The 23922-nt window shown below is 70.7% G+C and carries 25 protein-coding genes, 1 tRNA gene and 1 pseudogene; 14 read left to right on the plus strand and 13 right to left on the minus strand.

The features are described 5' to 3' along the window. Positions 1 to 82 precede the first annotated feature (82 nt). The 3 genes from ACQUST_RS02855 (at position 83) to uppS (ending at position 2987) form a co-directional block, all read left to right on the plus strand. Positions 83 to 961 carry a mechanosensitive ion channel family protein gene (locus ACQUST_RS02855; protein ID WP_435124689.1) on the plus strand — a complete coding sequence of 293 codons (879 nt, stop codon included), beginning with the start codon at positions 83 to 85 and terminating at the stop codon, positions 959 to 961. 133 nt (positions 962 to 1094) lie between these two features. Then, positions 1095 to 1967, plus strand: a complete 873-nt coding sequence (locus ACQUST_RS02860) for a mechanosensitive ion channel family protein (RefSeq protein WP_435124692.1) — start codon at positions 1095 to 1097, stop codon at positions 1965 to 1967. A gap of 75 nt (positions 1968 to 2042) precedes the next feature. Continuing rightward, positions 2043 to 2987 (plus strand): polyprenyl diphosphate synthase, encoded by a 945-nt coding sequence (uppS, locus tag ACQUST_RS02865; RefSeq protein WP_435124694.1) that lies wholly within the window; start codon positions 2043 to 2045, stop codon positions 2985 to 2987. Between the two features lie 93 nt (positions 2988 to 3080). Here the strand turns inward: uppS and ACQUST_RS02870 are convergent, their stop codons facing one another. Next, positions 3081 to 3689, minus strand: a complete 609-nt coding sequence (locus ACQUST_RS02870) for an undecaprenyl diphosphate synthase family protein (RefSeq protein WP_435124697.1) — start codon at positions 3687 to 3689, stop codon at positions 3081 to 3083. Between the two features lie 139 nt (positions 3690 to 3828). Here ACQUST_RS02870 and ACQUST_RS02875 point away from each other — a divergent pair, with 139 nt between their 5' ends. Both ACQUST_RS02875 and ACQUST_RS02880 read left to right on the plus strand, forming a co-directional pair. Beyond that, positions 3829 to 5196 carry a DUF92 domain-containing protein gene (locus tag ACQUST_RS02875; protein WP_435124699.1) on the plus strand — a complete coding sequence of 456 codons (1368 nt, stop codon included), beginning with the start codon at positions 3829 to 3831 and terminating at the stop codon, positions 5194 to 5196. Beyond that, the gene (locus tag ACQUST_RS02880; RefSeq protein WP_435124701.1) at positions 5193 to 5792 is read left to right on the plus strand and encodes a GNAT family N-acetyltransferase; all 600 of its coding nucleotides are present in this window, start codon (positions 5193 to 5195) and stop codon (positions 5790 to 5792) included. The genes ACQUST_RS02875 and ACQUST_RS02880 overlap by 4 nt, the downstream gene beginning before the upstream one ends. Before the next feature lie 53 nt (positions 5793 to 5845). Here the strand turns inward: ACQUST_RS02880 and ACQUST_RS02885 are convergent. Beyond that, a pseudogene (locus tag ACQUST_RS02885) lies at positions 5846 to 6505 on the minus strand (VTT domain-containing protein); the annotation flags it as partial. A 138-nt stretch (positions 6506 to 6643) separates the two neighbouring features. On the opposite strand from ACQUST_RS02885, the gene ACQUST_RS02890 reads away from it, so the two are divergent. Further along, entirely contained in the window at positions 6644 to 7024 is a 381-nt protein-coding gene (locus ACQUST_RS02890; protein WP_435124702.1) for a DUF5830 family protein, read from the plus strand. An 84-nt stretch (positions 7025 to 7108) separates the two neighbouring features. On the opposite strand, the gene ACQUST_RS02895 is transcribed toward ACQUST_RS02890, so the two are convergent. Continuing rightward, complete coding sequence (locus tag ACQUST_RS02895) at positions 7109 to 8179, minus strand: DUF7115 domain-containing protein (protein WP_435124705.1); 1071 nt, start codon at positions 8177 to 8179, stop codon at positions 7109 to 7111. Between the two features lie 172 nt (positions 8180 to 8351). Between ACQUST_RS02895 and ACQUST_RS02900 the strand changes: the two genes are divergently transcribed. Then, positions 8352 to 8500 (plus strand) — tRNA-Met (locus ACQUST_RS02900). Between the two features lie 457 nt (positions 8501 to 8957). Then, on the plus strand, positions 8958 to 10367 hold the full coding sequence (locus ACQUST_RS02905; protein WP_435124708.1) for a PQQ-binding-like beta-propeller repeat protein: 1410 nt from the start codon (positions 8958 to 8960) through the stop codon (positions 10365 to 10367). 283 nt (positions 10368 to 10650) lie between these two features. On the opposite strand, the gene ACQUST_RS02910 is transcribed toward ACQUST_RS02905, so the two are convergent. Continuing rightward, entirely contained in the window at positions 10651 to 10806 is a 156-nt protein-coding gene (locus ACQUST_RS02910; RefSeq protein ID WP_435124711.1) for a hypothetical protein, read from the minus strand. Between the two features lie 319 nt (positions 10807 to 11125). On the opposite strand from ACQUST_RS02910, the gene ACQUST_RS02915 reads away from it, so the two are divergent. The 5 genes from ACQUST_RS02915 (at position 11126) to ACQUST_RS02935 (ending at position 14946) form a co-directional block, all read left to right on the plus strand. Next, positions 11126 to 11428: a hypothetical protein gene (locus ACQUST_RS02915; RefSeq protein WP_435124712.1), complete on the plus strand. Its 303-nt coding sequence runs from the start codon at positions 11126 to 11128 to the stop codon at positions 11426 to 11428. A gap of 89 nt (positions 11429 to 11517) precedes the next feature. After that, a complete protein-coding gene (locus ACQUST_RS02920; protein WP_435124715.1) occupies positions 11518 to 13296 on the plus strand; it encodes a nitrite/sulfite reductase in 1779 nt (592 codons plus the stop codon). A gap of 9 nt (positions 13297 to 13305) precedes the next feature. Continuing rightward, on the plus strand, positions 13306 to 13662 hold the full coding sequence (locus ACQUST_RS02925) for a DUF6360 family protein (protein WP_435124718.1): 357 nt from the start codon (positions 13306 to 13308) through the stop codon (positions 13660 to 13662). Positions 13663 to 13824: 162 nt separating this feature from the next. Then, on the plus strand, positions 13825 to 14064 hold the full coding sequence (locus ACQUST_RS02930) for a hypothetical protein (protein WP_435124720.1): 240 nt from the start codon (positions 13825 to 13827) through the stop codon (positions 14062 to 14064). 135 nt (positions 14065 to 14199) lie between these two features. Then, a complete protein-coding gene (locus tag ACQUST_RS02935) occupies positions 14200 to 14946 on the plus strand; it encodes an HpcH/HpaI aldolase family protein (RefSeq protein WP_435124723.1) in 747 nt (248 codons plus the stop codon). Between the two features lie 78 nt (positions 14947 to 15024). Here the strand turns inward: ACQUST_RS02935 and ACQUST_RS02940 are convergent, their stop codons facing one another. From ACQUST_RS02940 to ACQUST_RS02970, 7 genes are all read right to left on the minus strand, one after another. Beyond that, positions 15025 to 15201 (minus strand): hypothetical protein, encoded by a 177-nt coding sequence (locus tag ACQUST_RS02940; protein ID WP_435124726.1) that lies wholly within the window; start codon positions 15199 to 15201, stop codon positions 15025 to 15027. A 103-nt stretch (positions 15202 to 15304) separates the two neighbouring features. Then, complete coding sequence (locus ACQUST_RS02945; RefSeq protein ID WP_435124728.1) at positions 15305 to 15904, minus strand: DUF1684 domain-containing protein; 600 nt, start codon at positions 15902 to 15904, stop codon at positions 15305 to 15307. 123 nt (positions 15905 to 16027) lie between these two features. Next, the gene (locus ACQUST_RS02950; protein WP_435124731.1) at positions 16028 to 16627 is read right to left on the minus strand and encodes a DUF7282 domain-containing protein; all 600 of its coding nucleotides are present in this window, start codon (positions 16625 to 16627) and stop codon (positions 16028 to 16030) included. A 388-nt stretch (positions 16628 to 17015) separates the two neighbouring features. After that, positions 17016 to 18875: a GAF domain-containing protein gene (locus tag ACQUST_RS02955; protein ID WP_435124732.1), complete on the minus strand. Its 1860-nt coding sequence runs from the start codon at positions 18873 to 18875 to the stop codon at positions 17016 to 17018. A 293-nt stretch (positions 18876 to 19168) separates the two neighbouring features. After that, positions 19169 to 20038: a succinate--CoA ligase subunit alpha gene (gene sucD / locus ACQUST_RS02960; protein ID WP_435124734.1), complete on the minus strand. Its 870-nt coding sequence runs from the start codon at positions 20036 to 20038 to the stop codon at positions 19169 to 19171. After that, positions 20035 to 21183: an ADP-forming succinate--CoA ligase subunit beta gene (gene sucC, locus ACQUST_RS02965; protein WP_435124737.1), complete on the minus strand. Its 1149-nt coding sequence runs from the start codon at positions 21181 to 21183 to the stop codon at positions 20035 to 20037. Before sucC ends, sucD begins: the two co-directional genes overlap by 4 nt. A gap of 202 nt (positions 21184 to 21385) precedes the next feature. Beyond that, complete coding sequence (locus ACQUST_RS02970; protein ID WP_435124739.1) at positions 21386 to 21679, minus strand: hypothetical protein; 294 nt, start codon at positions 21677 to 21679, stop codon at positions 21386 to 21388. Positions 21680 to 21876: 197 nt separating this feature from the next. Here ACQUST_RS02970 and ACQUST_RS02975 point away from each other — a divergent pair, with 197 nt between their 5' ends. Continuing rightward, positions 21877 to 22842, plus strand: coding sequence for an NADPH:quinone reductase (locus ACQUST_RS02975; RefSeq protein ID WP_435124742.1), 966 nt, complete (start codon positions 21877 to 21879; stop codon positions 22840 to 22842). Between the two features lie 125 nt (positions 22843 to 22967). On the opposite strand, the gene ACQUST_RS02980 is transcribed toward ACQUST_RS02975, so the two are convergent. Both ACQUST_RS02980 and ACQUST_RS02985 read right to left on the minus strand, forming a co-directional pair. Continuing rightward, positions 22968 to 23528 carry an SHOCT domain-containing protein gene (locus ACQUST_RS02980; protein WP_435124744.1) on the minus strand — a complete coding sequence of 187 codons (561 nt, stop codon included), beginning with the start codon at positions 23526 to 23528 and terminating at the stop codon, positions 22968 to 22970. Between the two features lie 205 nt (positions 23529 to 23733). After that, positions 23734 to 23880 carry a DUF7563 family protein gene (locus tag ACQUST_RS02985; protein ID WP_435124747.1) on the minus strand — a complete coding sequence of 49 codons (147 nt, stop codon included), beginning with the start codon at positions 23878 to 23880 and terminating at the stop codon, positions 23734 to 23736. Between the last annotated feature and the right edge of the window lie 42 nt (positions 23881 to 23922).

The following is a 23922-nucleotide window of genomic DNA, read 5'->3' on the forward strand; positions in this document are numbered from 1 at the left end:
CTCTGCGGACTCCGGCCGCGCTACCCCGAATCCGTGGGTTCACACACCGCCTTTTCCGCGGCCGACGAAGCCGGAGCCACGGATGACTCCGCCCGAGGTGCTCCCGGCGTCCCCCGTCGCGTTCGCGGTTCGCGTGACGGCCGGCGGTGTCGCGGCGCTCGTCGTCGCTGCGGCGGCTCGGGCGCTCTCCGGGCCGGTGGTGCGACGCATCGTCGCGACGCCGGCGGCCCGCGGCGTCGACGAGACCGCCGGGAGCCTGCTCGTCTCCGTCTGCCGCGCGGCCGGCTACGTCGCCGCCGCCGTCGTCGGCTTCACGGTCGCGGGCTTCGGGACGTTCCTCGCGGCGCTCACGACGCTCGGCTCGGCGGCGGCGCTCGCCGGCGGCTTCGCCGCGCAGGACCTGCTGTCGAACCTCGTCGCCGGCGCGTTCATCATCAGAGACGAGCCGTTCGCGGTCGGCGACTGGATCCGGTGGGCCGACGGCCGCGAGGGCCGCGTCGAGGACGTCGGGCTGCGCGTCACGCGCGTCCGAACGTACGACGACGAGCGCATCACGGTGCCGAACAGCCGGCTCGCGAACCAGGAGGTGACGAACCCGGTCGCGTACGGCCGGCTCCGCGAGGAGTTCCTGTTCCAGGTGAACTACGACGACGACCCCGCGGAGCTGATGGCGGCGATCGGCGAGGAGGCCGCCGGCGTCGACGCCATCCTCGACGACCCCGCCCCGGAGGTCCGCGTCGAGTCGCTCGCGCCGTCGTACCTCGAACTCAACGCCGTCTTCTGGGTCGACACGCCCGACGGCGACCACGTCGCCCGCGTCAAGACCGACCTCGCTGTCGCCGTGCAGCGCCGCTTCGACGCCGAGGGCTACGAGATGCCGGGGCCGCAGCGCGTCCTCTCGGGCGACCTCTCGGTGGACCTCGGCGCGGCGCGCGACGGCTCGGTCGTCGCCGAGGAGTGACCGGGAGCGGCGTCGGGTGACCGGGAGCGCCGTGTCGGATTCGTCCGTGTCGGCCGCTGCGGAGGCTGTCCGGTCGCGGGCGACGGCCCGCCGCCAGTAGTTTCTTTAAAAACACTCCCGTACGGATGTGCGAATGGAGCCAGTTGTGCTGCAGGCGGGCGTCGACGTCGCTGCACTGAGCCGGCAACTACAGGGGTACGTCGACAACGCGGTCGGCTTCGTCGTCGGCTTCGCGCTCACGTACCTCCTGGGGCGGTACGTGTTGGCGCCGCTGATTCGGCGGGTGCTCGCGGCCCGCGGCTTCGACGAGTCGATGCGCGGCCTCACCGACAGCCTCGTCGCCGCGGTCGTCGTCGTCCTCGCCGTCTCCATCGGGTTCATGGCCGCGGGGTTCCCGCGGTTCCTGACGGCCGCGGCGACGCTCGGCGGCGCGCTCGCGCTCGCGGTCGGCTTCGCCGCGCAGGACCTCGTCGGCAACTTCGTCGCCGGCGTCTTCATCATCAAAGACGAGCCGTTCGAGGTCGGCGACTGGATCGAGTGGGACGGCAACGGCGGCCGCGTCGAGGACATCGACCTGCGCGTCACGCGCGTCCGCACCTTCGACAACGAACGCATCACGGTGCCGAACGGCGACCTCGCGAACAACGCCATCACGAACCCGGTCGCGTACGACACGCTCCGGCAGAAGTTCACGTTCGGCATCGGCTACGACGACGACATCGACCACGCCACCGACTGCCTCGTCGAGGAGGCGGAGGCGCACGACGAAATCCTCGACGACCCCGCGCCGTCCGTCCGCGTCACCGAACTCGGCGACTCCGCCGTCGGCCTGCAGAGCCGCTTCTGGATCGACGACCCCGACCGCGGCGACTTCGTCCGGGTCCGCTCGGAGTACGTCCATGCCGTCAAGGAGCGGTTCGACGAGGAGGGCATCGACATGCCGTACGTCTACCGGCAGCTCACCGGCGAGGTCGAGGTGCTCGAACAGGTCGCCGACGAGCCGTAGCGGCGCCGCGCCCTCTCGGCCGGCCGCGCGGGTCTCACAAGACACATATTCCGTGACGCCCCAGGGGGACGCAGAGTGAGCCTCCGTTCGCGTCTCCGCGACGCCGTCGACCGCGGCTACGAGGCCGTGCTCCGCCGCGAGGTCGACGGCGCGCCGGCGCACGTCGCCATCATCCAGGACGGCAACCGCCGGTACGCCCGCGAACGCGGCGGCGACGCCCCCGACGGCCACCGCGCCGGCGCCGACACCACCGAGCAGGTGCTGGAGTGGTGCGCCGACCTCGGCGTCGCGGAGCTGACGCTGTACGCCTTCTCCACCGAGAACTTCGACCGGCCGGACGACGAACTGGAGCCGCTGTTCGACCTGCTGGAGGCGAAACTGCGGGAGTTCGCTGACGCCGACCGCATCCACGACCAGGAGGTGTGCGTCCGCGCGCTCGGCGACGTCGCGATGCTGCCCGAGCGCGTCCGCGACGCCGTCGACTACGCCGAACGCCGCACCGCCGGCTACGACGAGTTCACGCTGAACGTCGCGCTCGCGTACGGCGGCCGGAACGAACTGCTCGGCGCGGTCCGCGACGTCGCCCGCGACGTCGACGCCGGAACCCTCTCTCCGGACGACGTCGACGTCGCGGAGGTGGAGTCGCGGCTGTACCGCCGGCCGGTCCGCGACGTCGACCTCATCATCCGCACCGGCGGCGACGAGCGCACCTCGAACTTCCTGCCGTGGCACGCCAACGGCAACGAGGCCGCCGTCTACTTCTGCACGCCGTACTGGCCGGAGTTCAGCAAGCTCGACCTGCTCCGCGGCATCCGGACGTACGAGGCGCGCGAGCAGTCGTGGCGCCGGAGCCGCGCGGAGCGCGCCGCCGCGCTCGTCCGGGCGCTCGCCGACGTCGAGGTCGCGGAGACGCGCCGCGTCGCCGCCCGCCTCCGCGAAACCCTGCCGGGCGACGCCGACGCCGTCGACGAGGCGCTCGACGCCGACGCCGCCGCGGAGACCGCCGAGACGGCGGACTGACGCGGGAAGCGAAGCCGACGACGAAGCCGGCAGCGAAGCCGGACGGGGAGCCGGGTGGCCGACGTCTTCACCGGGCCGGCACCGGCGTCGGCGTCACCGGCCGAAGCGGCGCTGTCTGTTCTGGAAGTCGAGGACTGCGCGGAGGTAGTCGCGCCGGCGGAAGTCGCGCCAGTTCACGTCGGTGAAGTACAGCTCCGAGTAGACCGACTGCCAGATGAGGAAGTCGGAGAGCCGCTCAGCGCCGGTCTTGATGACGAGGTCCGGCTCCTCCGGGAAGACGAGCCGCCGTTCGATGTCGGTCTCGTCGACGTCCTCGGGGGCGAGGTCGCCGGCGTCGACCGCCTCGGCGACGTCGCGGACCGCGGCGGCGAACTCCCGCTTCCCGCCGAGGCCGATGTTGACCCGAATCGGGGCGTCTGCGCGCTCGGTGTCGCCGGGCGTCCGCACCGCGACGCGGCGCGGCGCGTCGACCTCCGCGAGTTCGCGGGCGATGGTGTCGACGACCGCCTCGTCGAGCACCGACACGGAGACCGTGACGCGGTCGGCGCCGTACTCGAACGCCCAGCCCAGAAACGTCTCGAGCGTCTCGTAGGCGCCCTGCTCCAGCAGGTCGCGCTCCGTGATGACGACCGCGACGTGCCGCGGCGGCGACGCCTCGTGCAGCCGGTGTCGAACCGCGAGGTACGTGTCGTACAGCCCCACGTTTGCTGCACCTGCGCCGCTGTCGCTCAAAAGGCTGTCTCTCGGCGCCGACCCGGTTCGTGTCCGCCGGCTCACACGCCGCTCGCCGCGGAACACCCCAGTCGGGACCGTTAAGTGACCGTCCGCGGAATCCCTCGGCGTGACACACCGACTCCGGCGAGCCGGGGGGTTCGCGGCCGTCTCCACGCTGGCGGTGGCGGCGCCCGCGCTCGGCTCGGCGGCCGCAGTCCCGTTCGCCGTCGTCGCCGTGCTCGCGGCGTTCGTCGTCGACGACGGCCGGCTGTTCGAGCTGTTCGCCCGCCCCGGCGACTTCGAGGACGGCAGACTCAACGGGCTCGCCGGCTTCGCGCTCGCCGCGACCGGACTCGGGATTCTCACCGCTATCGGCGGCCCGAACACGCCGCCGCTGCCGACGACGGTGTACGCCGCCGCCGTCGTCACGCTGGCGTACGGCAACCTCGGCCGGGAGTTCGTCCGGCAGTACACGGCCGACGAGTTCGCGACGACCGCCGGCTTCGTCGCCGCCGGGTTCGTCGCCGGCACCGCCGCGCAGGCCGCAACTGCGTTCGTCGCCGACGCCTTCGCGGTGGCGGCCGTCCCCGAGTACGCGTTCCTCGCGGTGGTCGGCGGGCTCGCCGCGGCGCTGCTGCGGTCGATGCTGTTCACCCGCGACGACCCGCTCGTGATGGTCTCCGTCGGCTTCCTGCTGTGGCTGCTGTCGGCGCTGACGCCGACCGCCGCCGCGTCGGTCGTCGCCGCCGGGCTCGCCGTCGCGGTCGCGCTCGGCTGGCTGTCGTACGCGCTCGACGCCGCCTCCGTCCCCGGGATGCTGACCGGCGTGCTGCTGTGCGTCCTCACGGTCGTGCTCGGCGACTACGGCTGGTTCGCGACGCTGCTCACGTTCTTCGGCGTCGGCGCGCTCTCCACGAAGTTCCGGTACGAGCAGAAGGAGCGCCGCGGCGTCGCCGAGGAGAACGAGGGCGCGCGCGGCTCCGGGAACGTCCTCGGGAACGCCGCGGTCGCGCTGTTCGCCGTCGTCGCGTACGCCGCAGCCGTCCGGTTCGTGCCGTCGGTCGACGTCGCGGGCGTCGGCGTCCCGACGCTGCTCGCGTACGCGTTCGCCGGCTCCGTCGCGGTCGCGCTCGCCGACACGCTCTCGTCGGAGATCGGCGGGCTGTTCGACGAGCCGCGGCTCGTCACGACGCTCGAACGGGTCGAACCCGGCACCGACGGCGCCGTCACGTGGCAGGGCGAGGTCGCGGGCGTCCTCGGCGCGCTCCTCGTCGCCGTCGTCGCCGTCCTGTTCATGCCGGTCGACGCGTCCGTCGGCGCCGTCGCGGTCGTCGTCGCCGCCGGCGTCGTCGGCATGACCGTCGACAGCGTCCTCGGCGCCACCGTCGAGGGCGACACCGTCGGCAACCAGGCCGTGAACTTCTCCGCGACGCTCTCGGGCGCGCTCGCCGGCATCGTCTTCGGCCTGCTCGCGTCGCTGCTCGGCGCGCTGTGACGGTGCCGCCGGAGTCGCCGCCCGACGCGCCCGATGCGCCCGATGCGCCTGCCGCTCGCCACTCGGTCAGATACGGCTCCGTCGGCGACGCCGCGGCACTGGAGGCGCTTCAGGCGCACCTGCGGGAGCCGAGCCCCGACCTGCTCCGCTACGGTCTCACCACCAGTTCGGTGTTCGTGACGGACGCCGGCGGCGTCCCGGTCGGCTACCTCCTCGCGACCGGCGACCCAGGCAACCGCCACCTCGCGGAGCTCGTCGTCCACCCCGACCACCGCCGCGAGGGCCGCGCACGCGCCCTGCTGGACGCGGTCTGCCGCGCGTCGGCGGGACGCGTGACGCTGCTCGTCCACCCCGAGAACGACGCCGCCATCGCGCTGTACGACGAGTTCGGGTTCGAAATCCGGCGGCGCCGCCCCGACTTCTACGACGGCGGCGACACCGACGCGCTGCTGCTGGCGCGCGACGCCGCAGACTACGGCTCCGATTCCGACTCTGTTTCCGATTCTGCTTCCGCTTCCGCTTCCGCTTCTGATTCTGATTCAGACTCCGGCTCAGACTCAGACTCCGACGCCGCTTCGTCGTCGCGGCCGTCGTAGCGGAGGTCCGTGTCGGTGTCGACGGCTGCCTCGCCGTCGGCGTCGACGTCGCGGGAGGCGTAGTGTCGGTACGCCGGCCCCGCGACCAGCAGCACGGCGGCGACCGCGGCGGCGAGAATCAGCCGCGGGTCGAACACCGCGGCCACGCCGCCCGCGGCCAGCCGACCGGCGGACGCGCCGGCGACCGTTCCGGCGACCGCCCACGGCACTTCGCCGACCGCGGTGCCGACGAGGAACGGCTACAGCGGGACGCCGGCGAGGCCGGCGCCGACGGAGACGACGTCCGACGGCGCCGGGACCAGCCTGCTCGCGGCGACCGCGCGGGTGTCGCCCGCGACCGCGACCGCGCGCTCGCCCGCGTCGACTGCGCGGACGGCGCCCGCGGCGAGCCGGCTGGACGTCGCCGCCGCGCTCAGGTCCGTCCGGCCGCGCCGCGCGAGCAGGTACGTCGGCACCGACGTCAGCGTGATGAGCGCCAGCGCCAGCGGCGCGCCGGCGAGTCCGAAGCCGTAGCCGGCGAGCACCGCCAGCAGCGTCGTCGGCCACGCGAGAAACGGCCGGACGGCGGCGAGCACGAGCAGCGCCGCGACCAGCCGGACCGGGTCGGCGGCGAGCCACGCGAGCCGCGCGAACGCCACGTCCGGCGGGACGGCGAGCGCCGCGACCAGCACCAGCAGCGCCGCGGCGGCGCCGGCGACGACCCGTCGATTCACACCGGCGTTCCCCTCGCCGCCGGCAAAAGCACGGCGGTCACCCGTGCGAGCCCCGCGGCGCTCGGGCGGCGTCCGACGGCGTTCGGGCGCCGCTCGCGGAACACGCTTAAGCGCGGCCGCGCCGAACCGCACGACGACGTGGCCGACGACGACCGGAGCCGCCAGGACAAGATCGAGCTCGGCGTGGAGCTGCTCGCACACCTCGACGACGACGAACTCTCGCTGGCGGACGCGATGGACCGCATCGAGACGGTGTCGACCAGCCCCGCGGTCACCCGTGCCGTGCTCGACGAGGCGGAGCGGCGCGGCGTCATCGACCGCGAAAACGCGACCGTCCGTGTGCGGACGGGCGGCTTCGTCCGGTTCGACTCGCAGGTGGTGCAGCGCGACGGCGACTTCGAGTGTCGGCGCTGCGGCGCCGGGATTTCGACGGGTCACTTCGTCCGACTGGAGTCCGGAGAACTCGGACCGTTCGGCTCGTCCTGCGTCAGGAAAGTGACCGGGAGAGAATCGGAGTAGCCGGCGGACACCGACGGACGGACGGGCGAACGGGGAGACGGACGAGACGGCGGAACTGGCGGCGTCGCGGTCGCGGCCGGCGGGTCAGCGGCCGCGGCGGAGTTCTTCGATGAGCTGCTCGATGAGTTCGTTCTGCCGGTCGAGCCGCTCGCCCTGCCGCTCGACGGCGGCGCGGAGCGACGCGATCTCCTCGGCGGCGTCGTCGGTCGGGGTCGCCGCCTCGAACCCGGAGTCCTCGAAGCTCGTGCCGCCCTGTGCGGCTCCCGCAGCGCCGTCGTCGGCATTCTGCGCCGCCGGCTCGGCGTCCGCGGTCGACTCCGCCGCTGCGGCGCGTTCGTGCTGCGCGCCGCCGCTGCCGCTGTCGGTTCCCGTGCCGGGCGCGGCGGCCTCCATCGGCTCTTCGCGGGTGCCGTTGGCGGCGTCGTCGACCTCGGCCGGCTCCGCTGACAGCGGGTCCGGGCCGTCGCCGAAGTCGACGTTGCTGGACGCCTCGCCCTCCTCGGCGTCGCCCTCCGCCTCCGCGGCGAGCGCGCGCAGCTCGTCGAGCGACTCGACGTCGTAGTAGGCGAGCAGCGCGTTCGTCAGCGACTCCTTGACGGCGCGGGCGTCCTCGGTCGGCGCCTTGAACCGCTCCTGCCGGCCGTTCACGGTGAGGACGATGGAGGTGGCGACGCTCCCCTCCTCGAAGGTGAGGTCGGTGACGTCGTCGAAGTGGAACTCCTCGTAGTCGTCGTCCCAGACGGCGGCGCCGACGTGCTTGACGAGCCGCGACGACGTGACGAGCAGCGTCAACTCGGAGAACCGGAAGGTGCGCTCGACGGTTTCGCCGGGGTCCGTGATGTCCGAGGCGGACATGACGCCGGCGAGCACCGGGTGCAGGACGCTCGACAGCTTCTTCCGCGGCATCGTGAAGCTCTCTTCGCCGTCCAGCCCGTAGTCCAGCGTCAGCTTCGCCTTCCGGCGGGACTCCGACAGCGAGACGCGCTCGGCGTCGTGCGGGTACTCCTCGACGGACTCGTCGGACAGCAGCCCGTCCGCGCGGTAGATGAGGGTGCGGGTCGGCGTGACGAACAGCTCGTCGTCGCCGCCGAGGTGGACCCTGGCGACTGGCTGCTCGTCTCCGAGCTCCCCCTGAACCAGTTCCGGCAGACTCATGCGTCCGTTTCGCCGTCGCCGACGCTTAAAACCGCCGGGTCGCCGCGGCGTCGCTGCGACCCGCCCGGTCTCGCTGCCGCGCCGCGGCACCGACCCGGACAGCGTGTGTCGGTTTCCCGCACCCAATCCGGATGGGAAGCTTCAAGAGTCTCACCGCGCCACGTTCGAACGAGCCGGGGTGGCTTAGCTGGACATAGCGCCGCACTCATAGGGTTTCGAGATTCGGTGCGGAACGCCTTGGAAGCCTCCGCCCCAACGGGGCCCGCCGAGCCTCGTACCTGGGCCATGCGGAGATCGTGGGTTCGGAGCCCACCCCCGGCACTCTCCTTCAGGTTCGGAGCAGCAACCGTCACTCTTCGTTCCCGTCGACACCTGGACTCCGAGAGCCGAGACCGCCGTCTGTGACTGATTTCTGAGCAGCGGTGCGTCTCGCTCGACTGTCGATTGCGGCTGGTCGGTGCTCGATTCTTCGCCCTCCCCAGCCGACGCCGCCGCGGCCTCGCTGCCGCTCGGTCGCGGCGCCGCCCCTCGCGCTTCCGGCCGCGACGCAGCGCGGCCGCCGCGCGCCACCAGCCCGTGGCTGTTCGTCGCGGATACCTCCGTGTCGCGGTCGCTGACGGGGGCGGTCGGCTATCAGTAGTTGTTAGCGCGACTTCTGTATTCAAAAGGTGCCTGAAACGGCTAAATCGGTACGAAGGTGTGCGCACTAACTGGCGATAGTACTCATACGTACGGCCTTCACCAGATATTTTGCCAATTGGTGTGAATCCAACTATGAATGCCCTCCCTCTCTCGTCGTGATGCCCTCCGAACAATCGGTCTCGCCGGTGTAGCGAGCGTCGCTGGGTGCAGTTCGTTACCACTCAGAAATGGCCCGAACGAACGCCCACCAGATACACTAGGAACCTCCTGGTCGGCCTCAACGGATACCTGGCGCTTCAAGTACGCTGATTTACAGAACACAGCAAGGAGCCCCCAGGAGATTCAGACGCCACCGACCATCAAGTGGCAGGACCGCATTACTGATACCTCCGCCGCCCCCCTGATCTCTGGCGAACTCGTCGCTGCAACCCCGGACAAGGTGATTACTGTGGGTCGGTTCGACAGCGAACTCCACCTGCGTGCCTACGATGCCATCGATGGCAAGCGCCAATGGAACCGCCGTATCCAGTATCAGTCGGGGCGTCGAGTACCGCGATTCGGTGGCCTCGTCAATGGATCGCTCTACATGACTGACGGCGGCACCGATGTTATCGCCGTGAATGCAAGTGACGGCACGATTCAGTGGCGACGAAACCTCTACGACCAGGTCGCCGACGCCGTGCCCGAGAGGTTCTTATCCCCGTCTAACTCTGCGGTGGATTTTTCCCCCATTCCAGTAGCGACGCCGGAGACCGTGTATATTCAGAGTAGTTACGGGTTGCACGGGATCGACCCCGGCGATGGAAGCGAACGGTGGCGGTTGTATCTGGGGGATCAAATTGACGAAGCTGCCCTTGAGTATCCCTACGGCCTAGCGGTGACTCCCCGGCGGGTGTGGGCGAGTTACGGTGGCAACGTTCAGGCGCTGTTCACGGTCCGACTGTCTGACGGGACCCTCGAAATTGAGCGGACGGGTCTGCCGCTCGAATTCCCGTCGCATCCGGTGGTTACTGGTGACCGAGAAGCGGTCCTCACACACGATATTGTGTGGGCGACGAGCCCCCAGGAGACGTTGGCCGTCGGTGTAGCTGGCGAGGACGTTGAATGGCAGTTCCCCGGGTATGCGGGCGAGGGCGCGGCAGCCTACTCACCGTTGGCGACTGACGGCGATCACGTGTTCGTTGCTGCGAGCTACGAACAGCAGGAGCAATTGGTCGTGTTCGCGTTGCAGGCGGCAACGGGGAAACTGGAGTGGCTCCACCGTGAATCACTCGTGGACCGGAACGTGTCGGTCGGTGCTGGTGATGAATTCAGGCTCTGCCAGCCTGCGGTTACCGGGGGGACGCTCGTCGTCGGATACGGAACGAATCCTGAGCAGGGGACAGGCCATGGCGAGGTAGTTGCACTCTCGCGTGCGGCGGGCCAAGTCCAGTGGCGTTCCACTCTCTCGATTGCACCCCAAGACGTAATGAGAACAGGCAACCGGCTCTACGTCGGTGGCCAACAGGGGACCGTCGTTGCATTGACAGACAACGACTCGGACTGACAGTACGCTGCTACTCCCCAGAACCAAGATATCGCGGACTCCCACGTACCAGATCGTCGCTCAATCCTGGTAGCAGCGGGCGATTTCGACAGTCGAAGTTTACTCAATTCATCTGGAATCTGAGAGTAGGCTACTAACTCGTTCACCTGAACTAACCGGCTGTTTCACCTAGTACACTGAGTAAAGAAACCGTATCGTCGACTACTGCTGTCGAACACGGCGCTGGTGCTGTGGCCACGAGAAAATCGTGGCTGTCCCGTCCGCGTCCGCGGTGGGTCGCCGGTCAGTCGTCGGCGTCGTCGCCGTCGGCGTCCTCGTCGCGGCCTTCGCTGAGCGTCTCCCAGATTTCGGTGCAGCCGGCGCCGGTCGGGACGTCGTCGAGGTGGGCCGTCGCGTCGTCGACGTCGTCGCCGTCTTCGTCGGGGGCGTCGGCGCTCATTCCGTCCGCACCTCGTCGCTGTCGAGCAGTTCGGGGGCGACGTCGGCGGACGCCTGCTGAACCGCCCTGGCGGCGTCGGTCGTGGTGGTGGCGTCGGTCATCAGTGTAGTCCACGGGTCCCGCACGCATAAGGCGGCCCACCCGGACAATCGCTACCGGCGCTCCCCGGTACAGGATACTGTTGCCGCTATCTGGTTCGCGTCGAGACGGCCGGAATCGCCCGACACCGACGGGGTTTGATGCACGGCGGCGTCACCGGAAAACGACTGCGTTGCGCTCGGCGACGCCCCTACCCGGTCGGAGCGCGTACCGTCGCGTCATGACTGTCTCGCTTCGCGTCCTCGACGACGGTGCGTGGGTGTCCGTCGACGACTCCCGCCGGGTCAGCGTCAGCGAACTCTGGTACGTGGACGGGCTGTGCGGCTGCCAGCTCACCGACTTCGTCGTGGAGGGATTCACCGACGTCGCCGTCGACGGCCGCACCGTCGCCGCCGAGACGTACGGCCAGTGCATCGAGTGCGGCGAGGCCGTCACCACCGGTCCGCTCCCGGTCGGCCGCATCGTGGACGGCGAATTCGAGCCGTTCGCGGCCGGAGCCGTCCGTTCTCCGCCGACCAACTGAGAAGGGGCAACACTGTCCTGTATGGGGGTGTACCGGGGAGGTTTGACGCCGAGGCGTGCTTTACCGGGGACGGGCGCGTGTGACCGAACATGCCCACGGACGTGGAGCGGTGGAAGTCGGAGACGTACGGCAACGAGATACGAGAGCACCTGCTCGAGTTCGCCGAGCAGGGCTGGGACTCCATCCCGGAGGACGAACACGACGCCTGGTTCGAGCGCTTCAAGTGGTGGGGGCTGTACCACCAGCGCTCCGGCCAGGAGAGCTACTTCATGATGCGCATCGGGACGCCGAACGGCGTGCTGAAGCCCGACCAGCTCGAAGTCGTCGCGGAGGTCGCAGACGAGTACGCCCGCGGCCCCGGCGAGAACCCCGAGTTCGGCGCCGCCTACTGCGACTGGACCACCCGGCAGTCCATCCAGCTCCACTGGATTCGGCTCGAAGACATCCCGGAGATCTGGGACAAACTGGAGTCCGCCGGCCTCTCCACCCAGCAGGCCTGCGGTGACTCCTGGCGGAACATCGTCGGCTGCCCCGTCGCCGGCAAGGACAAACACGAGCACGTCGACGCGCTCCCGGTCGCCATGGACCTCCACGACACGTTCAAGGGCGACGACGACCACTCGAACCTCCCGCGGAAGTGGAAGGTCGCCGTCACCGGCTGCCGCGAAGGCTGCGGCCAGGGCGACATCAACGACCTCGCGTTCGAGCCGGCGACCAAGGAGATCGACGGCGAGGAGGTCCGCGGTTTCAACGTCCGCGTCGGCGGCGGCCTCGCCCGCAACGAGCCGCGGTTCGCCCGCGACATCGACGTGTTCGTCCGGCCGGAGAACGCCGACGCCGTCGCCGGCGGCATGTCCGCGCTGTTCCGCGAACACGGCAACCGCGACGACCGCTACTCCGCCCGCATCAAGTTCCTCGTCGACGAGTGGGGCGCCGACAAGGTCCGGCGCGTCCTTCAGGAGGACTTCGTCGACTTCGAACTGGAGACCGCCGGCGACGACCTCCGCGAGAGCTACTCGTACAACTCGGGGCGCGCCACCGGCGGCCACCACGACCACGTCGGCGTCCACGAGCAGAACGACGGCAACTACTACGTCGGCCTGAACGTCCTCGTCGGCCGGATGGGCGTCGACGACGTGTACGAGCTCGCCGAACTCGCAGACGAGTACGGCTCCGGCGAAGTCCGGCTCACCCAGCGGCAGAACGTCATCGTCACCGACGTCCCCGAGGAGAACCTCGACGCGCTGCTCGACGAGCCGCTGCTGGAGCACTACTCGCCGGACCCGCACCCGTTCATGCGCGGCTCCATCGCCTGCACCGGCACCGAGTTCTGCTCGCTGTCCATCGTGGAGACAAAGAACCGGCAGGTGCGGTACGCCCGCTGGCTGAAGGAGAACGTCGACCTCCCGGATGGCGTCGAGGACTTCCACATCCACCTGTCCGGCTGCACCGCCTCCTGCGCGCAGCCGCAGATCGCCGACATCAGCCTCCGCGGCATGAAGACCCGGAAGGACGGCGAACCGGTCGAGGCGCTCGACATCGGCCTCGGCGGCGGCCTCGGCGAGAACCCGCGGTTCGTCGACTGGGTCGGCCAGCGCGTCCCCGCCGACGAGGTGCCGGGCGCCATCGCGAACCTCATCGAGACGTTCACGGAGCACCGCGAGGGCGACGAGACGTTCCGCGACTTCGTCGAGCGGCACGACGAGGAGGCGCTCGAAGCGTTCATCGACCCGGAGGAGACGAGTTACGACGACCCGTACATGCACAACACGAAGATGACGTGGTACCCGTACGCCGAGGACGACGACATGGGGAGCAGCCCGGCGCCGGCGACGGCGGACGGAACGCCCATCACCTCGGACGACTGACCGGGCAGTATGCCCGACCGGCTCATCCGCGTGAACGCCTACACGACGTTCGACCTGCTCGACGGCACGGCGACCGGCCACGGATTCGAGGAGTCCGCGCCGGCCGTCCTGAACGTCACGGCGCCGCGGCAGAACCCCGACCACGTCACGCTCGAACTCGAACTCGACAACACCGGGCTGGAGGCGCTCCCGGCGCACGCCGACCGCGTCACGCTGTCCGCCGACGAGGCCCGCGAACTCGCCGCCGAACTGGAGTCGTACGCGGACCGCGTCGATGCCGCCCAGTCCGACGACGGCGGGGACGGCAGCGGCGACGGCAGCGGCAGCGGCGACGGCAGCGGCAACGACGACGGCGGCGACAACTGACCGCCGCTTCACCGCTCCAACGGCCGCCGCTCCGTCGCGCCACCGCTCTCTCCGCCGCCCCACGTCCCGCCGCCGCATCCGTTCGCTGCGCCGTCACGTCTGCTTCTCGCGGCTGAGAACCCGGAGCGAACCCTTTTGCCCGCCCGAGCGGGACGGAGACGCATGTGGGTTCGGGAGCGGGACGTCGTGGACTATCTGCTGGTGAGCGCCGTCACCGCGCTCGCGTACCTCCACCTACCGTTCCGCCCGGCGATTCGTGAGTGGCTGCGTTCGACCGCGGCCGCGGTCGTCGCGTACATCGACAACTCCCCGGAGGTCGTCGTCGCCGCCGCGGTCGTCGTCGTCGCGGTCTGCGGCGCGGCGTTCGTCGCCGGGCTCGTCAGACACGCCTCCGCGTCGTAGCCGGCCGACTCGGCGGCCACCGCGAGTACCCCTGTTTCCCGCGTCCGCCCGCCCAGCGTCGCGGCCGGCCGCCGACGTTCCGGCACGGACGACCGTCACCCCTCGCTTTACGCCGCCGGCGACGAACCCGACTGTATGACCGATGACTCCGGTATCCGCGCGGCGCTGCGCGAGGGCCGACCCGCCGGCGCGTGGCTCTCCGTGCCGTCGCCGCAGGTCGCAGAACAGGTGGCGCTGACCGGCGTCGACTTCGTCGTCGTCGACACGGAGCACGCGCCGACAGACACCGAGACCGTCGAGTCGATGATTCGCGCCGTCGACGCCGCCGGCGGCGTCGCGCCGCTGGTCCGCGTCGCCGAAGACGACCTCGTCCGCGTCAAGTACGCGCTGGACGCCGGCGCCCGCGGCATCGTCGTGCCGAACGTCGACACCGCCGCCGAGGCCGAATCGGTCGTCGACATGACGCGCTTCCCGCCCGAGGGGAGCCGCGGCGTCGCCGGCACCCGCGCGTCGGCGTACGGCCGCGACCTCGACGACTACGTCGCGACCGCGAACGACCGCGTCGCCGCCGTCCTGCAGGTGGAGTCGGGGCGCGCCGTCGACAACGCGGCCGCCATCAGCCGCGTCGACGGCGTCGACACGCTGTTCGTCGGCCCCGCTGACCTGTCGGCGTCGCTCGGCGTCTTCGGCGCGTACGAGTCGGACCGGTTCGTCGCCGCGGTCGAACAGGTGCTCGCGGAGAGCGAGGTGCCGGTCGGGACGCTGGCGACGGCGCCGGACGAAGTGGACTACTGGGAGGAACTCGGCTTCGACTACCAGATCGTCGCGACCGACGCGGACGCGCTCGCCCGCGGCGTCGCGGCGTCGCTCGACCGGTACTGAGTCGGTGTGGTTGCCGTCGCGGTTCCGGGTGCGGTCCGCGGTCGAACCGCACTGTCGACCGCGCCGGACGCGCCCCGTTCAGACCGGCCGGCCGCCTTCGCTGGTGCCGACGAGGTACGTGCCGACCGTGAGCAGGATGGCTGCCGGGGCGAGCGCGACGGCGGTGAGCTGGCTGGACAGCGGCTGGATGCTGGGGAGGAACAGCGCCGTGCCGACGATCATCAGAGCGACGCCGATGAGCACCTGACGGTTCATACCCGGTGTGCCGTCCGCGTGGCTAATGAGACTTGCTGTCGCCCGCCGCGAGCCGCGGCGGTGTCGCCTCACCGCGTCCTCGGCGCCGCCGTCGGCCGCCGGGCTACGGTGCCTTCTCGCCGGCGGGAACGGCGACGTCCAGCCAGTTCTCCGTCGGCGGCAGCGGGCAGGCGAACGCGTCGTTGAACGCGCAGAACGGCGTGTACGCCAGATTGAAGTCGACCGTCACCGGGTCGTCGTCGCCGAGGTCGCCGTCCGGATGCAGGTCCATGTACCGGCCGCCGTCGTACGTCTGCTGGCCCGTGGTCTTGTCGCGGAACGGGACGAACAGCGCGTCCGCGCCCTCCTGCCGGTAGGCGCACAGCGACTGCTCCACCGGCTCGCCGTCGGCGTTCGGCAGCTCGAACGTGAACGTCGCGACGCGGAGGAACCGCTGGTTCGGCGCGTCGTCGACGGTGAGTTCGAGCGGCTCGGGGTCGTCGTGGACCGCGACGTCGGCCTCGACGCGGTACTCCGGCGCCGGCTCGAAGTAGTCCAGCCCGTCGAAGCCGTCGCGGTCGGCGGCGTCCAGCGGCGACTGCGGGTGCTCCGCGAAGAACTCGTCTTTCTCGTCGCGGTTCGCGCGAATCTGCGCCTCCCAGTCCGCGTCGCCCGCCGCGCCGACCGTCTCCGCGTCGGCCGCGGCGTCGCCGTTCGTGGTCATACCGTCCGGTAGCGGCCGCGGCCGGTTCAATCCCGCGCTCTCACGGGCGGTCCATAGTCTTCGCGAAGAACAGTCGGTTCCTGCGGCGGTGTCTCGCCGTCGACGGCGGGCGCTGCGTCGCCGTTACCGGCGGGCGAGCAGCGCTGCGCCCGCGAGCGCGACGACGCCGAGCGCGGCGGTGAAGCCGGGCGTCGTCGCCGTCGTCGTGCCGGCGGACGTCGTCTCGGCGGACGTCGCGGCCGCGGTCGTCCCCGCGTCCGCGGACGTCGTCGCTGCCGCGGTCGTCGTCCGCGCGGAGTCGCTCAGGCGGATGAACGCCGTGTCGGCGACCGCCGCACCGGCGCCGGTGCCGTAGGCGGTGTCGTTCGCCTGCTCGTACGTCTGGTCGCCGTCGTCGGCGTGGACCTGGGCGACGGATATCTGGCTGCGCGAGAACGCGGGCGTCACCTCCACCGTGACGTTCTCGTGGGCGCCGGCGTCGAGGTAGCCGGTGTGGCCGACCGGCTGCCCGGACTCGTTGTAGACGACGACGTAGCCGCCGTCGGGCAGCGTCGCGGACTCGACGGTGACCGACTCGGTCGCCTGCTGGTCGGGGTAGTCGATGCTCGCGGACTCGTTGGCGGCCGGCGTCGCGGTCGCGGTGTCGGCGGCCGCAGCGGCGGGGGCCAGAACGGTCAGCGCGGAGAGCAGTACCATCGCGGAGAGCAGATAGCGTCCCTTCATTGGTAGTCGTGCATCGACGCAGTCGCGTCGACGTGTACCGCGCCCTACCGGTCTGGCTGTAAAGAGGCCGTCGGAACCGAATGCGGAAAGTCCGCATACGGCGTGGGGGTGACTCCCGTGCGGACCGGGACCAACCCGGACGGTCGCTGAGGTGCGACCGACTCGGCGGACCCGGTCAGACACGGTCGGGCCGGGTCCGGTCAGGTCACCAGCGTGACCATAGATTTACGGGGACAGTCGCGGTACACTGTCCCGTTCACTGGTGGGTCATCCACACGTGAACGTCTCTGACATGCGGCACCGGACGCGAGCCCCCCTGCTCGCGTCTCCCCCTTTCGACGGAACCGACCCCGTTCCGCGGAGTAACGACGCCCGTCGCGAGCCCCGGCTACTCGGCCGGTTCGACTGAATCGGCGCGGTCGACGCCGGTGACTTCGAACCGCGCGCCGCCGCCGTCACCGTCGGCGAGCGAGACGGTCCAGCCGCTCGTCCGCGCCGCCTCCTCGACGATGCTCAGCCCGAAGCCGGTGCCGTCGGGGCTGCCGGAGAAACCGGTGTCGAAGACGCTGTCGCGGTCCGCGTCGCTGACGCCGACGCCGTCGTCGGCGACGTAGAAGCCATCCGGCAGGTCGCCGACGGTGACCGTCACCGCGTCGCCGCCGTGCTCCACGCTGTTGTGAAGCAGATTCCTCAGCACCTGCTGGAGCCGCCTGCGGTCCGCGCGGACGACCCGGTCCGTCTCGACGACGAGCGTCGCCTCCGGCGCGTCGACGCGCTGCCAGCAGTCCCGGGCGAGCGCGGCCAGCGACACCTCCTCGGCGTCCTCCGGTCGCTCGCCCGCGCGTGCGAGCGACAGCAGGTCATCGATGAGCGCCCTGATTCGGTCGTGCGCGTCGGCGACGCCGTCGAGGTGGCCGCCGTCGGGGTCGTCGCGGGCGAGCGCGAGCCGGCCCTCGGCGACGTTCAACGGGTTCCGGAGGTCGTGGCTGACGACCGACGCGAACTTCTCCAGCCGTTCGTTCTGCCGTTCGAGTTTGCGCTCGCGGTCGATGCGGTCGAGCGCGGTCGTCGCGTGCGCGGCGAGAATCCGGGCGAGCGACGCGTCCGCCTCGTCGAAGGCGTTCGGCTCGCTCGACCCGATGAGCAGGATGCCGTGGTCGCCGAGCGGCAGGTAGATTTCGCTCCGCACCGCTGTGTCCCGGTTGAACCGGTCCGGGTCCGACGACACGTCGTTGTGCAGCCGCTCCTCGCCGGACTCGTACACCGAGCCGGCGATGCCCTCGTTCGGGGCGAACGACGGGAGTTCGTCGACGAGCGCCTCGCCCTCGTCGGTCCACGCCACCGGAAGCAGCCGGTCTTCGGCCTCGTCGTACAGGTGGACGCCGTTGATGGGCATGCCGAGGACGTCGCGGACGGCGTCGACGCTGCGTTCCGCGACGGCCTCGGCGGTCCGCGCCGCCATGAACGACCGCGCCGTCTCGTGGAGCTCCTCGATGACCGTCGCGCGCTCCTTCCGCCGCGTGATGTCGCGGATGACGCAGACGTGGCCGTCCTCGAGCGCCGACAGCGAGAGCAGTTTCGCGTACGTGTCGCCGTCGGCGCGCAGCCCGAGCGCCTCGCCGGTCCACGACCCGGTCTCCTCCATCTCCGGGAACGCCTCCGCGCGGAGCCGCTCGGCCTCCGCGTCCGGAACCGTCACGGTCCAGTGGTCGCCGACCATCGCCGACGGCGTCCTGCCGGACAGCTCCGCGTACGCCTCGTTCACCTCGGTGTACCGGCCGTCGGCGTCCAGAATCGCGATTCCATCGTTCGCGGTCTCCATCGCCTGCGCGCGCCGCGACATCTGCCGCTCCGTGCGGTACTTCTCGACGTAGTTCGTCACCTTGTTCGCCAGCACAATGTACTGGTCGGTCCCGGGCTCCTTCTGCAGATAGTCGGTCGCACCGGCCGAGAACGCCCGGCTCGCGACCTCCTCGCTTCCCTTCCCGGTGAACAGGATGAACGGCAGGTCCGGGTGGGTCTCCCTGACGGATTCGAGGAACTCGATGCCGGTCCGCCCGGGCATGTCGTAGTCGCTGACGAGACAGTCCACCGCTCGGTCCGCGAGCACGTCGGCGCCCTCCGCCGGCGACGCGGCGGTGACGACCTCCACGTCGCCGATGTTCCGCCGCAGGAACTCGGCGGTGAGGTCGGCGAAGCCGGCGTCGTCTTCGACGTGCAGCACCGTGATGCGGGCGGCGTCACTCACCGGCGTCACCGGCCGGCGCGCCGCGGCCAACGCGTGTTGCCGTCATGGATGTACGAACCGTGATGTCCGCACGTAGGGATTCGACGGTAAATACGTGGTGGGAATAACTGACGGACGGCTCACACGTCCGGGCGAGCGGCGGCACGGTCGCGGACGAGGCCGCGTCGACGAGGACGCCGAGTCCGTCGTCGCGTCGTCTCCGCGTCGTCGCGGCGGCGACGCTGACGCCGCAGACGGCGCTGCCGGGTCGCGAGTCCGAAAAGAAACCGGGTGTCTGCGGCGCTGCGGCCGGCTTACAGGAAGTCTTCGATGTGGTCGGCGACTTCGTTCGGGGTGTCGCCGACGGGGACGCCGGCGTCGTTGAGCGCCGAAATCTTCGACTCGGCGGTGCCGGTGCCCGAGCCGCTGACGATGGCGCCCGCGTGACCCATCCGCTTGCCCGGCGGCGCGGTGCGGCCGGCGATGAAGCCGGCGACCGGCGTGTCCATGTTCTCCGCGATGAACGCGGCGGCGTCCTCCTCGTCCTCGCCGCCGATTTCGCCGCACATCACGACCGCGTCCGTGTCGGGGTCGGCCTCGAACGCCTCGAGGGCGTCGACGAACGACGTCCCGATGATGGGGTCGCCGCCGATGCCGATGGCGGTGGTCTGGCCGATGCCGCGCTCGGTGAGGTTCGAGACGACCTGGTAGGTCAGCGTCCCCGACCGGGAGACGAGCCCGACGTTCCCGGACTCGAAGATGTTGCCGGGGAGGATGCCGAGTTTCGCCTCGCCGGGAGTGATGATGCCGGGGCAGTTCGGGCCGATGAGCCGCGTGTCGACCTCCGAGAGCCGCTTTTTCACCTTCGCCATGTCCTGCGTCGGGACGCCTTCCGTGATGGCGACGGCGAGGTCGACGGGCGAGTCGAGCGCCTCGAAGATGGCGTCGGCAGCGAACGCCGGCGGCACGAAGATGACGGACGCGTCGGCGTCCTCCTCGCGGGCGGCGTCGTGGACCGTGTCGTACACCGGGACGCCGTGGACCTCCTGCCCGCCTTTCCCGGGGACGGCGCCGGCGACCACGTTGGTCCCGTACTCGATCATCTGCTCGGTGTGGAATTTCCCTTCCCCGCCGGTGATGCCCTGCACCACGACGCGGGTGTCGTCGTCGACGAATACACTCATGACTGGCTCACCTCCGCTGCGTTCTCGACCGCACGCTGAACGGCGTCCTCCAGCGTCCCTTCGACCTGCACCAGGTCGGTGTTCAGGATCTCCATCCCCTCCTCGGCGTTCGTGCCGGCGAGGCGGACGACGACCGGCTTCGGAATCTCGTCGAACCGCTCGAGGGCCTCGTTGATGCCTTTCGCGACCTCGTCGCCGCGCGTGATGCCGCCGAAGATGTTGAAGACGACGGAGTCGACGTTCTCGTCGGAGAACACCATGTCGAGCGCGTTCGCGACGCGCTCGGCCTTGGCGCCGCCGCCGATGTCGAGGAAGTTCGCGGGCGACCCGCCGTAGTAGTCCACGAGGTCGAGCGTCGTCATGACGAGGCCGGCGCCGTTCCCGATGATGCCGACGTTCCCGGAGAGCCGGACGTAGTCGAAGCCGTACTCGTTGGCTTTCGCCTCCAGTTCGTCGCCGGCGGTCTCGTCTTCCATCTCGGCGAGTTCGGGCTGCCGGAACAGCGCGTCCTCGTCGATGTTCATGACGGCGTCGGCGGCGACGACGTCGCCGTCGGCCGTAATCATGACCGGGTTGATCTCGATTTCGGAGGCGTCGCGCGCCTCGTAGAGGTCGTACAGCGTCGTGAGGATGCCGGCGACGTCGCCGGCGACGTCGCGCGGAATCCCGGCGTCGTAGACGACCTTCCGGGCCTGGTACGGGTGCAGCCCGAACGCCGGGTCGATGTGTTCGCGCGCGATGGCCTCGGGCGTCTCCGCGGCCACCTCCTCGATGTTGACGCCGCCCTCGGTGGACACCATCGCGACGGGCTCGCCCTCGCCGCGGTCCATCGTGATGCCGACGTACAGTTCGTTCTCGAAGTCGACGCCGGCCTCGACGAGGACCTCTTCGACCGTGTAGCCCTTCAGGTCCATCCCGAGGATGGACTCGGCGGCGTCGCGCGCCTCCTCGGCGTCGGTCGCGATCTTGATGCCGCCGGCTTTGCCGCGCCCGCCGACGTGGACCTGCGCCTTGATGGCCGCCGGGTAGCCGATGTCGTCGACCGCGTCCATGACCTCCTCGACGGTGGACGCGAGCCGCGAGTCAGGCACCGGAATCCCGGCGTCGGCGAAGATCTCCTTCGCCTGGTACTCGTGGAGTTTCATGCGTCCGTAAACCGGGACGACGCGCGCTTAAATCCCGCCGATTCGGTCACGTGCTGCCGTCCCACGCCCCGCCGTCACACCCCCAGAACCAGTCCGCCCGCAGTCGCCCGATTCCCGGGACGCCCCGGTCGTGTTCGGCCCGCTCGGCGCTGTTCGGCCCGCCCGACGCTGTCCGGTCCGATTCGGTCCGCCGCGTCCCGGCTCAGTCGGCCCGGAGCGACGCCGCCGCCTGCGACCCGGCGGCGACCGCGAGTCCGAGCAGCGACGCCGCCGACGCGACGAGTAGCAGGCCGCTCACGACGAAGTCGTTGCAGCCGTTGGTGTACGTCACCCGCGGCGGCCACAGCTGGACGCCTTGGAGCGCGTACGCGCTCAGCGGCTCCGGCCCCGGACAGTACGCCTGCGTCGCGGCGACGACCGGGCCGAGCACGAACAGCACCGTCGCGACGAGCAAACCGGCCGCGAACGTCGTCAAGCCAACGCGGCGGAGGGTCATGGGCGGCCGTTCTGCGGCCTCCGGGTTCACTCCGTCGGTTCCCGCACACCGCGGCGTCCGGGCGCGACTCGGCCGTTCGCTCCCGACCCCGCGCGAGCCGCCGGCAGCGTGCAGTAAGCCGTTCCCGTGCAGTCAGCCGAGCGGTCTTCGTCGGGGGCGCGGCCGGATTTATGCCGCCTGCCGCCCATCGTCCGGTGATGCGCGCTGTACGCTTCCACGAGCACGGCGGACCCGAGGTACTGCAGGTGGACGACGTCGACCGGCCCGAGCCGGCTTCCGACGAGGTGCTGGTCGCGGTCGCCGCGGCCGGCGTCAACCCCGTCGACACGTACTTCCGGGAGGGGTCGTACACGCCGTACGGCCTCCCCGCGATTCCGGGCGTCGACGCCGCCGGCGAGGCCGTCGAGGTGGGCGCCGACGTCGACCGAATCGCCGCCGGCGACGCCGTGTTCGCGACCGGGCTGTCCAGCGACCGGCCGGGCGGCTACGCCGAGTACGTCGCGGTTCCCGAGGACCGAATCGCCGTCCTCCCCGACGGCGCGGACCTCACGGCCGCCGGCGGCGCCGGCGTCGCGTCCGTCACCGCGTGGCGCGCGCTCGTCGACCACGGCGGCCTCCGGCCCGCCGAGACCGCGCTGATTCACGGCGGCTCCGGCGGCGTCGGCCACGTCGCCGTCCAGGTCGCCGCCGCGACCGGCGCCCGCGTCATCACCACCGCGGCGCCGCAGTACCACGACCGGCTCGAAGCGCTCGGCGCCGACGCCGTCTTCGACTACGGCCGCGACGACCTCGCGGACGCCGTGACCGACGCCGCCGGCGGCGACGGCGTCGACGTGACGCTCGACCACCGGCTCGACGACTACCTCCAGTTCGACGCGGACGTCGCCGCCGCCGGCGGCCGCGTCGTCGGCATCGGCGAGAACGACGACGAAATCGGGCTCGCGCGCTCTTCGGCCGCCCGCGGCAAGGACCTGCAGGTGACGCTGCTGTCGATGTTCAACACGCCGCGGCTCGCCGACCCGCTCGCCGACGTCGCCGCGCTGTGGGCCGCCGGCGACCTCACCGTCGACGTCGCCCGGACCTACCCCATCGTCGAGGCCGTCGAGGCCCAGCGCGACGTCATGGCCGACAGCTTCCTCGGCAAACTCGTCATCGAACCCTGACCGGCTGACCGCGTCTCGACGCCGACTTTTCACCGGCCCGTCGGCCGTCCTGCTGCTTCGGTCTGACGGCGCCGCTGTGGCTTCGGTCCGCCGGCGTCGCTACCGCTTCGGTCCGTCGACCTCCGCTACCGCTCCGGCTCTCGCTGCTTGTCGCGGGACGACTCCTGCTCGGATTCGGCGCCCTCGCCGACCCCGCTCCGCCGGCCGTCCTCGCCGGCGCCGAACAGGTCGTCGAGCCGGCGCTCGAACTCATCGTGGTCGATGTCGCCGGCGGCATACCGGCGTTTCAACTCGGCCTCCGGCCCCTGCTCGTCATCGTCGCGACCGGCGGGCGACGGCGCCTGCGGATTCGAGGACGGCTGCTGGCGGTTCGGCGCCGACCGCTGCGGGTAGTCGGCCGGCGAGTCGACGTTGCCGATGAGCGAGAGGTACACCGGCCACAGCGTCGCGACGCCGACCACCAGCGCCGGCACCGACGCCGCGAGAGACAGCGCCCCGATGAGGAACAGGACGAACGACACCGCGCTGCCCATCGTGGCGATGCCGCCGAGGAACAGCACCGGCGCGCACAGGAGCGCGGGCACGCCGAGCAGCAGCCGGCCGAGGGTGCCGTCCGGCGTGTAGTGCTCGACGAGTCGGTGGAGGCTGCCGAACGCAGACTGGTCGCTGGAGGGGGGACCGGACATGTCTGAGCGTTGTCTGGACCGCTACGAATAGGTGTCGGTCGGGCGTCGATTCGCCGAGCCAAGCAGAGAGAACCGGGAGCGGAGAGCGGTGCGGTAGTCGACGGGGCGTTCGGGGTGACGTGGCTGTCGAGTTGATGGGGCAGTCAGGTCGAGTCGGTGGCGCGGTCGAGTCGGCGGCGCGGTCGAGTCGGCGTCGGCAGCGGCGTCAGTTCTTCTTCGCGCGGACGTCCTTCCCGCGGCGAACCATGTCCTCACAGTGCGGGCAGGCGCGGGGACGGGTGATTCCCTCGGGTTCGAACACCTTCACGTATCGTTCGGTGACGAACGACTCGCAGTTCTGGCAGGTCGGCATACCACGTCCGGGGAACACGCCGAATAAACCGTTTCCGGTCCA

This window comes from Halobaculum sp. D14, from assembly GCF_051195135.1.
Classification (GTDB): Archaea; Halobacteriota; Halobacteria; order Halobacteriales; family Haloferacaceae; genus JBNTKA01.

Coding starts and splice junctions, on each gene's coding strand:
- ACQUST_RS02950 (WP_435124731.1), bottom strand. CDS start 16,627: ATGAAGGGACGCTATCTGCTCTCCGCGATGGTACTGCTCTCCGCGCTG.
- ACQUST_RS02975 (WP_435124742.1), top strand. CDS start 21,877: ATGCGCGCTGTACGCTTCCACGAGCACGGCGGACCCGAGGTACTGCAG.
- ACQUST_RS02920 (WP_435124715.1), top strand. CDS start 11,518: ATGCCCACGGACGTGGAGCGGTGGAAGTCGGAGACGTACGGCAACGAG.
- ACQUST_RS02930 (WP_435124720.1), top strand. CDS start 13,825: ATGTGGGTTCGGGAGCGGGACGTCGTGGACTATCTGCTGGTGAGCGCC.
- ACQUST_RS02915 (WP_435124712.1), top strand. CDS start 11,126: ATGACTGTCTCGCTTCGCGTCCTCGACGACGGTGCGTGGGTGTCCGTC.
- sucC (WP_435124737.1), bottom strand. CDS start 21,183: ATGAAACTCCACGAGTACCAGGCGAAGGAGATCTTCGCCGACGCCGGG.
- ACQUST_RS02860 (WP_435124692.1), top strand. CDS start 1,095: ATGGAGCCAGTTGTGCTGCAGGCGGGCGTCGACGTCGCTGCACTGAGC.
- ACQUST_RS02945 (WP_435124728.1), bottom strand. CDS start 15,904: ATGACCACGAACGGCGACGCCGCGGCCGACGCGGAGACGGTCGGCGCG.
- ACQUST_RS02985 (WP_435124747.1), bottom strand. CDS start 23,880: ATGCCGACCTGCCAGAACTGCGAGTCGTTCGTCACCGAACGATACGTG.
- sucD (WP_435124734.1), bottom strand. CDS start 20,038: ATGAGTGTATTCGTCGACGACGACACCCGCGTCGTGGTGCAGGGCATC.
- ACQUST_RS02925 (WP_435124718.1), top strand. CDS start 13,306: ATGCCCGACCGGCTCATCCGCGTGAACGCCTACACGACGTTCGACCTG.
- ACQUST_RS02910 (WP_435124711.1), bottom strand. CDS start 10,806: ATGAGCGCCGACGCCCCCGACGAAGACGGCGACGACGTCGACGACGCG.
- ACQUST_RS02940 (WP_435124726.1), bottom strand. CDS start 15,201: ATGAACCGTCAGGTGCTCATCGGCGTCGCTCTGATGATCGTCGGCACG.
- ACQUST_RS02970 (WP_435124739.1), bottom strand. CDS start 21,679: ATGACCCTCCGCCGCGTTGGCTTGACGACGTTCGCGGCCGGTTTGCTC.
- ACQUST_RS02895 (WP_435124705.1), bottom strand. CDS start 8,179: ATGAGTCTGCCGGAACTGGTTCAGGGGGAGCTCGGAGACGAGCAGCCA.
- ACQUST_RS02905 (WP_435124708.1), top strand. CDS start 8,958: ATGCCCTCCCTCTCTCGTCGTGATGCCCTCCGAACAATCGGTCTCGCC.
- ACQUST_RS02855 (WP_435124689.1), top strand. CDS start 83: ATGACTCCGCCCGAGGTGCTCCCGGCGTCCCCCGTCGCGTTCGCGGTT.
- ACQUST_RS02935 (WP_435124723.1), top strand. CDS start 14,200: ATGACCGATGACTCCGGTATCCGCGCGGCGCTGCGCGAGGGCCGACCC.
- ACQUST_RS02980 (WP_435124744.1), bottom strand. CDS start 23,528: ATGTCCGGTCCCCCCTCCAGCGACCAGTCTGCGTTCGGCAGCCTCCAC.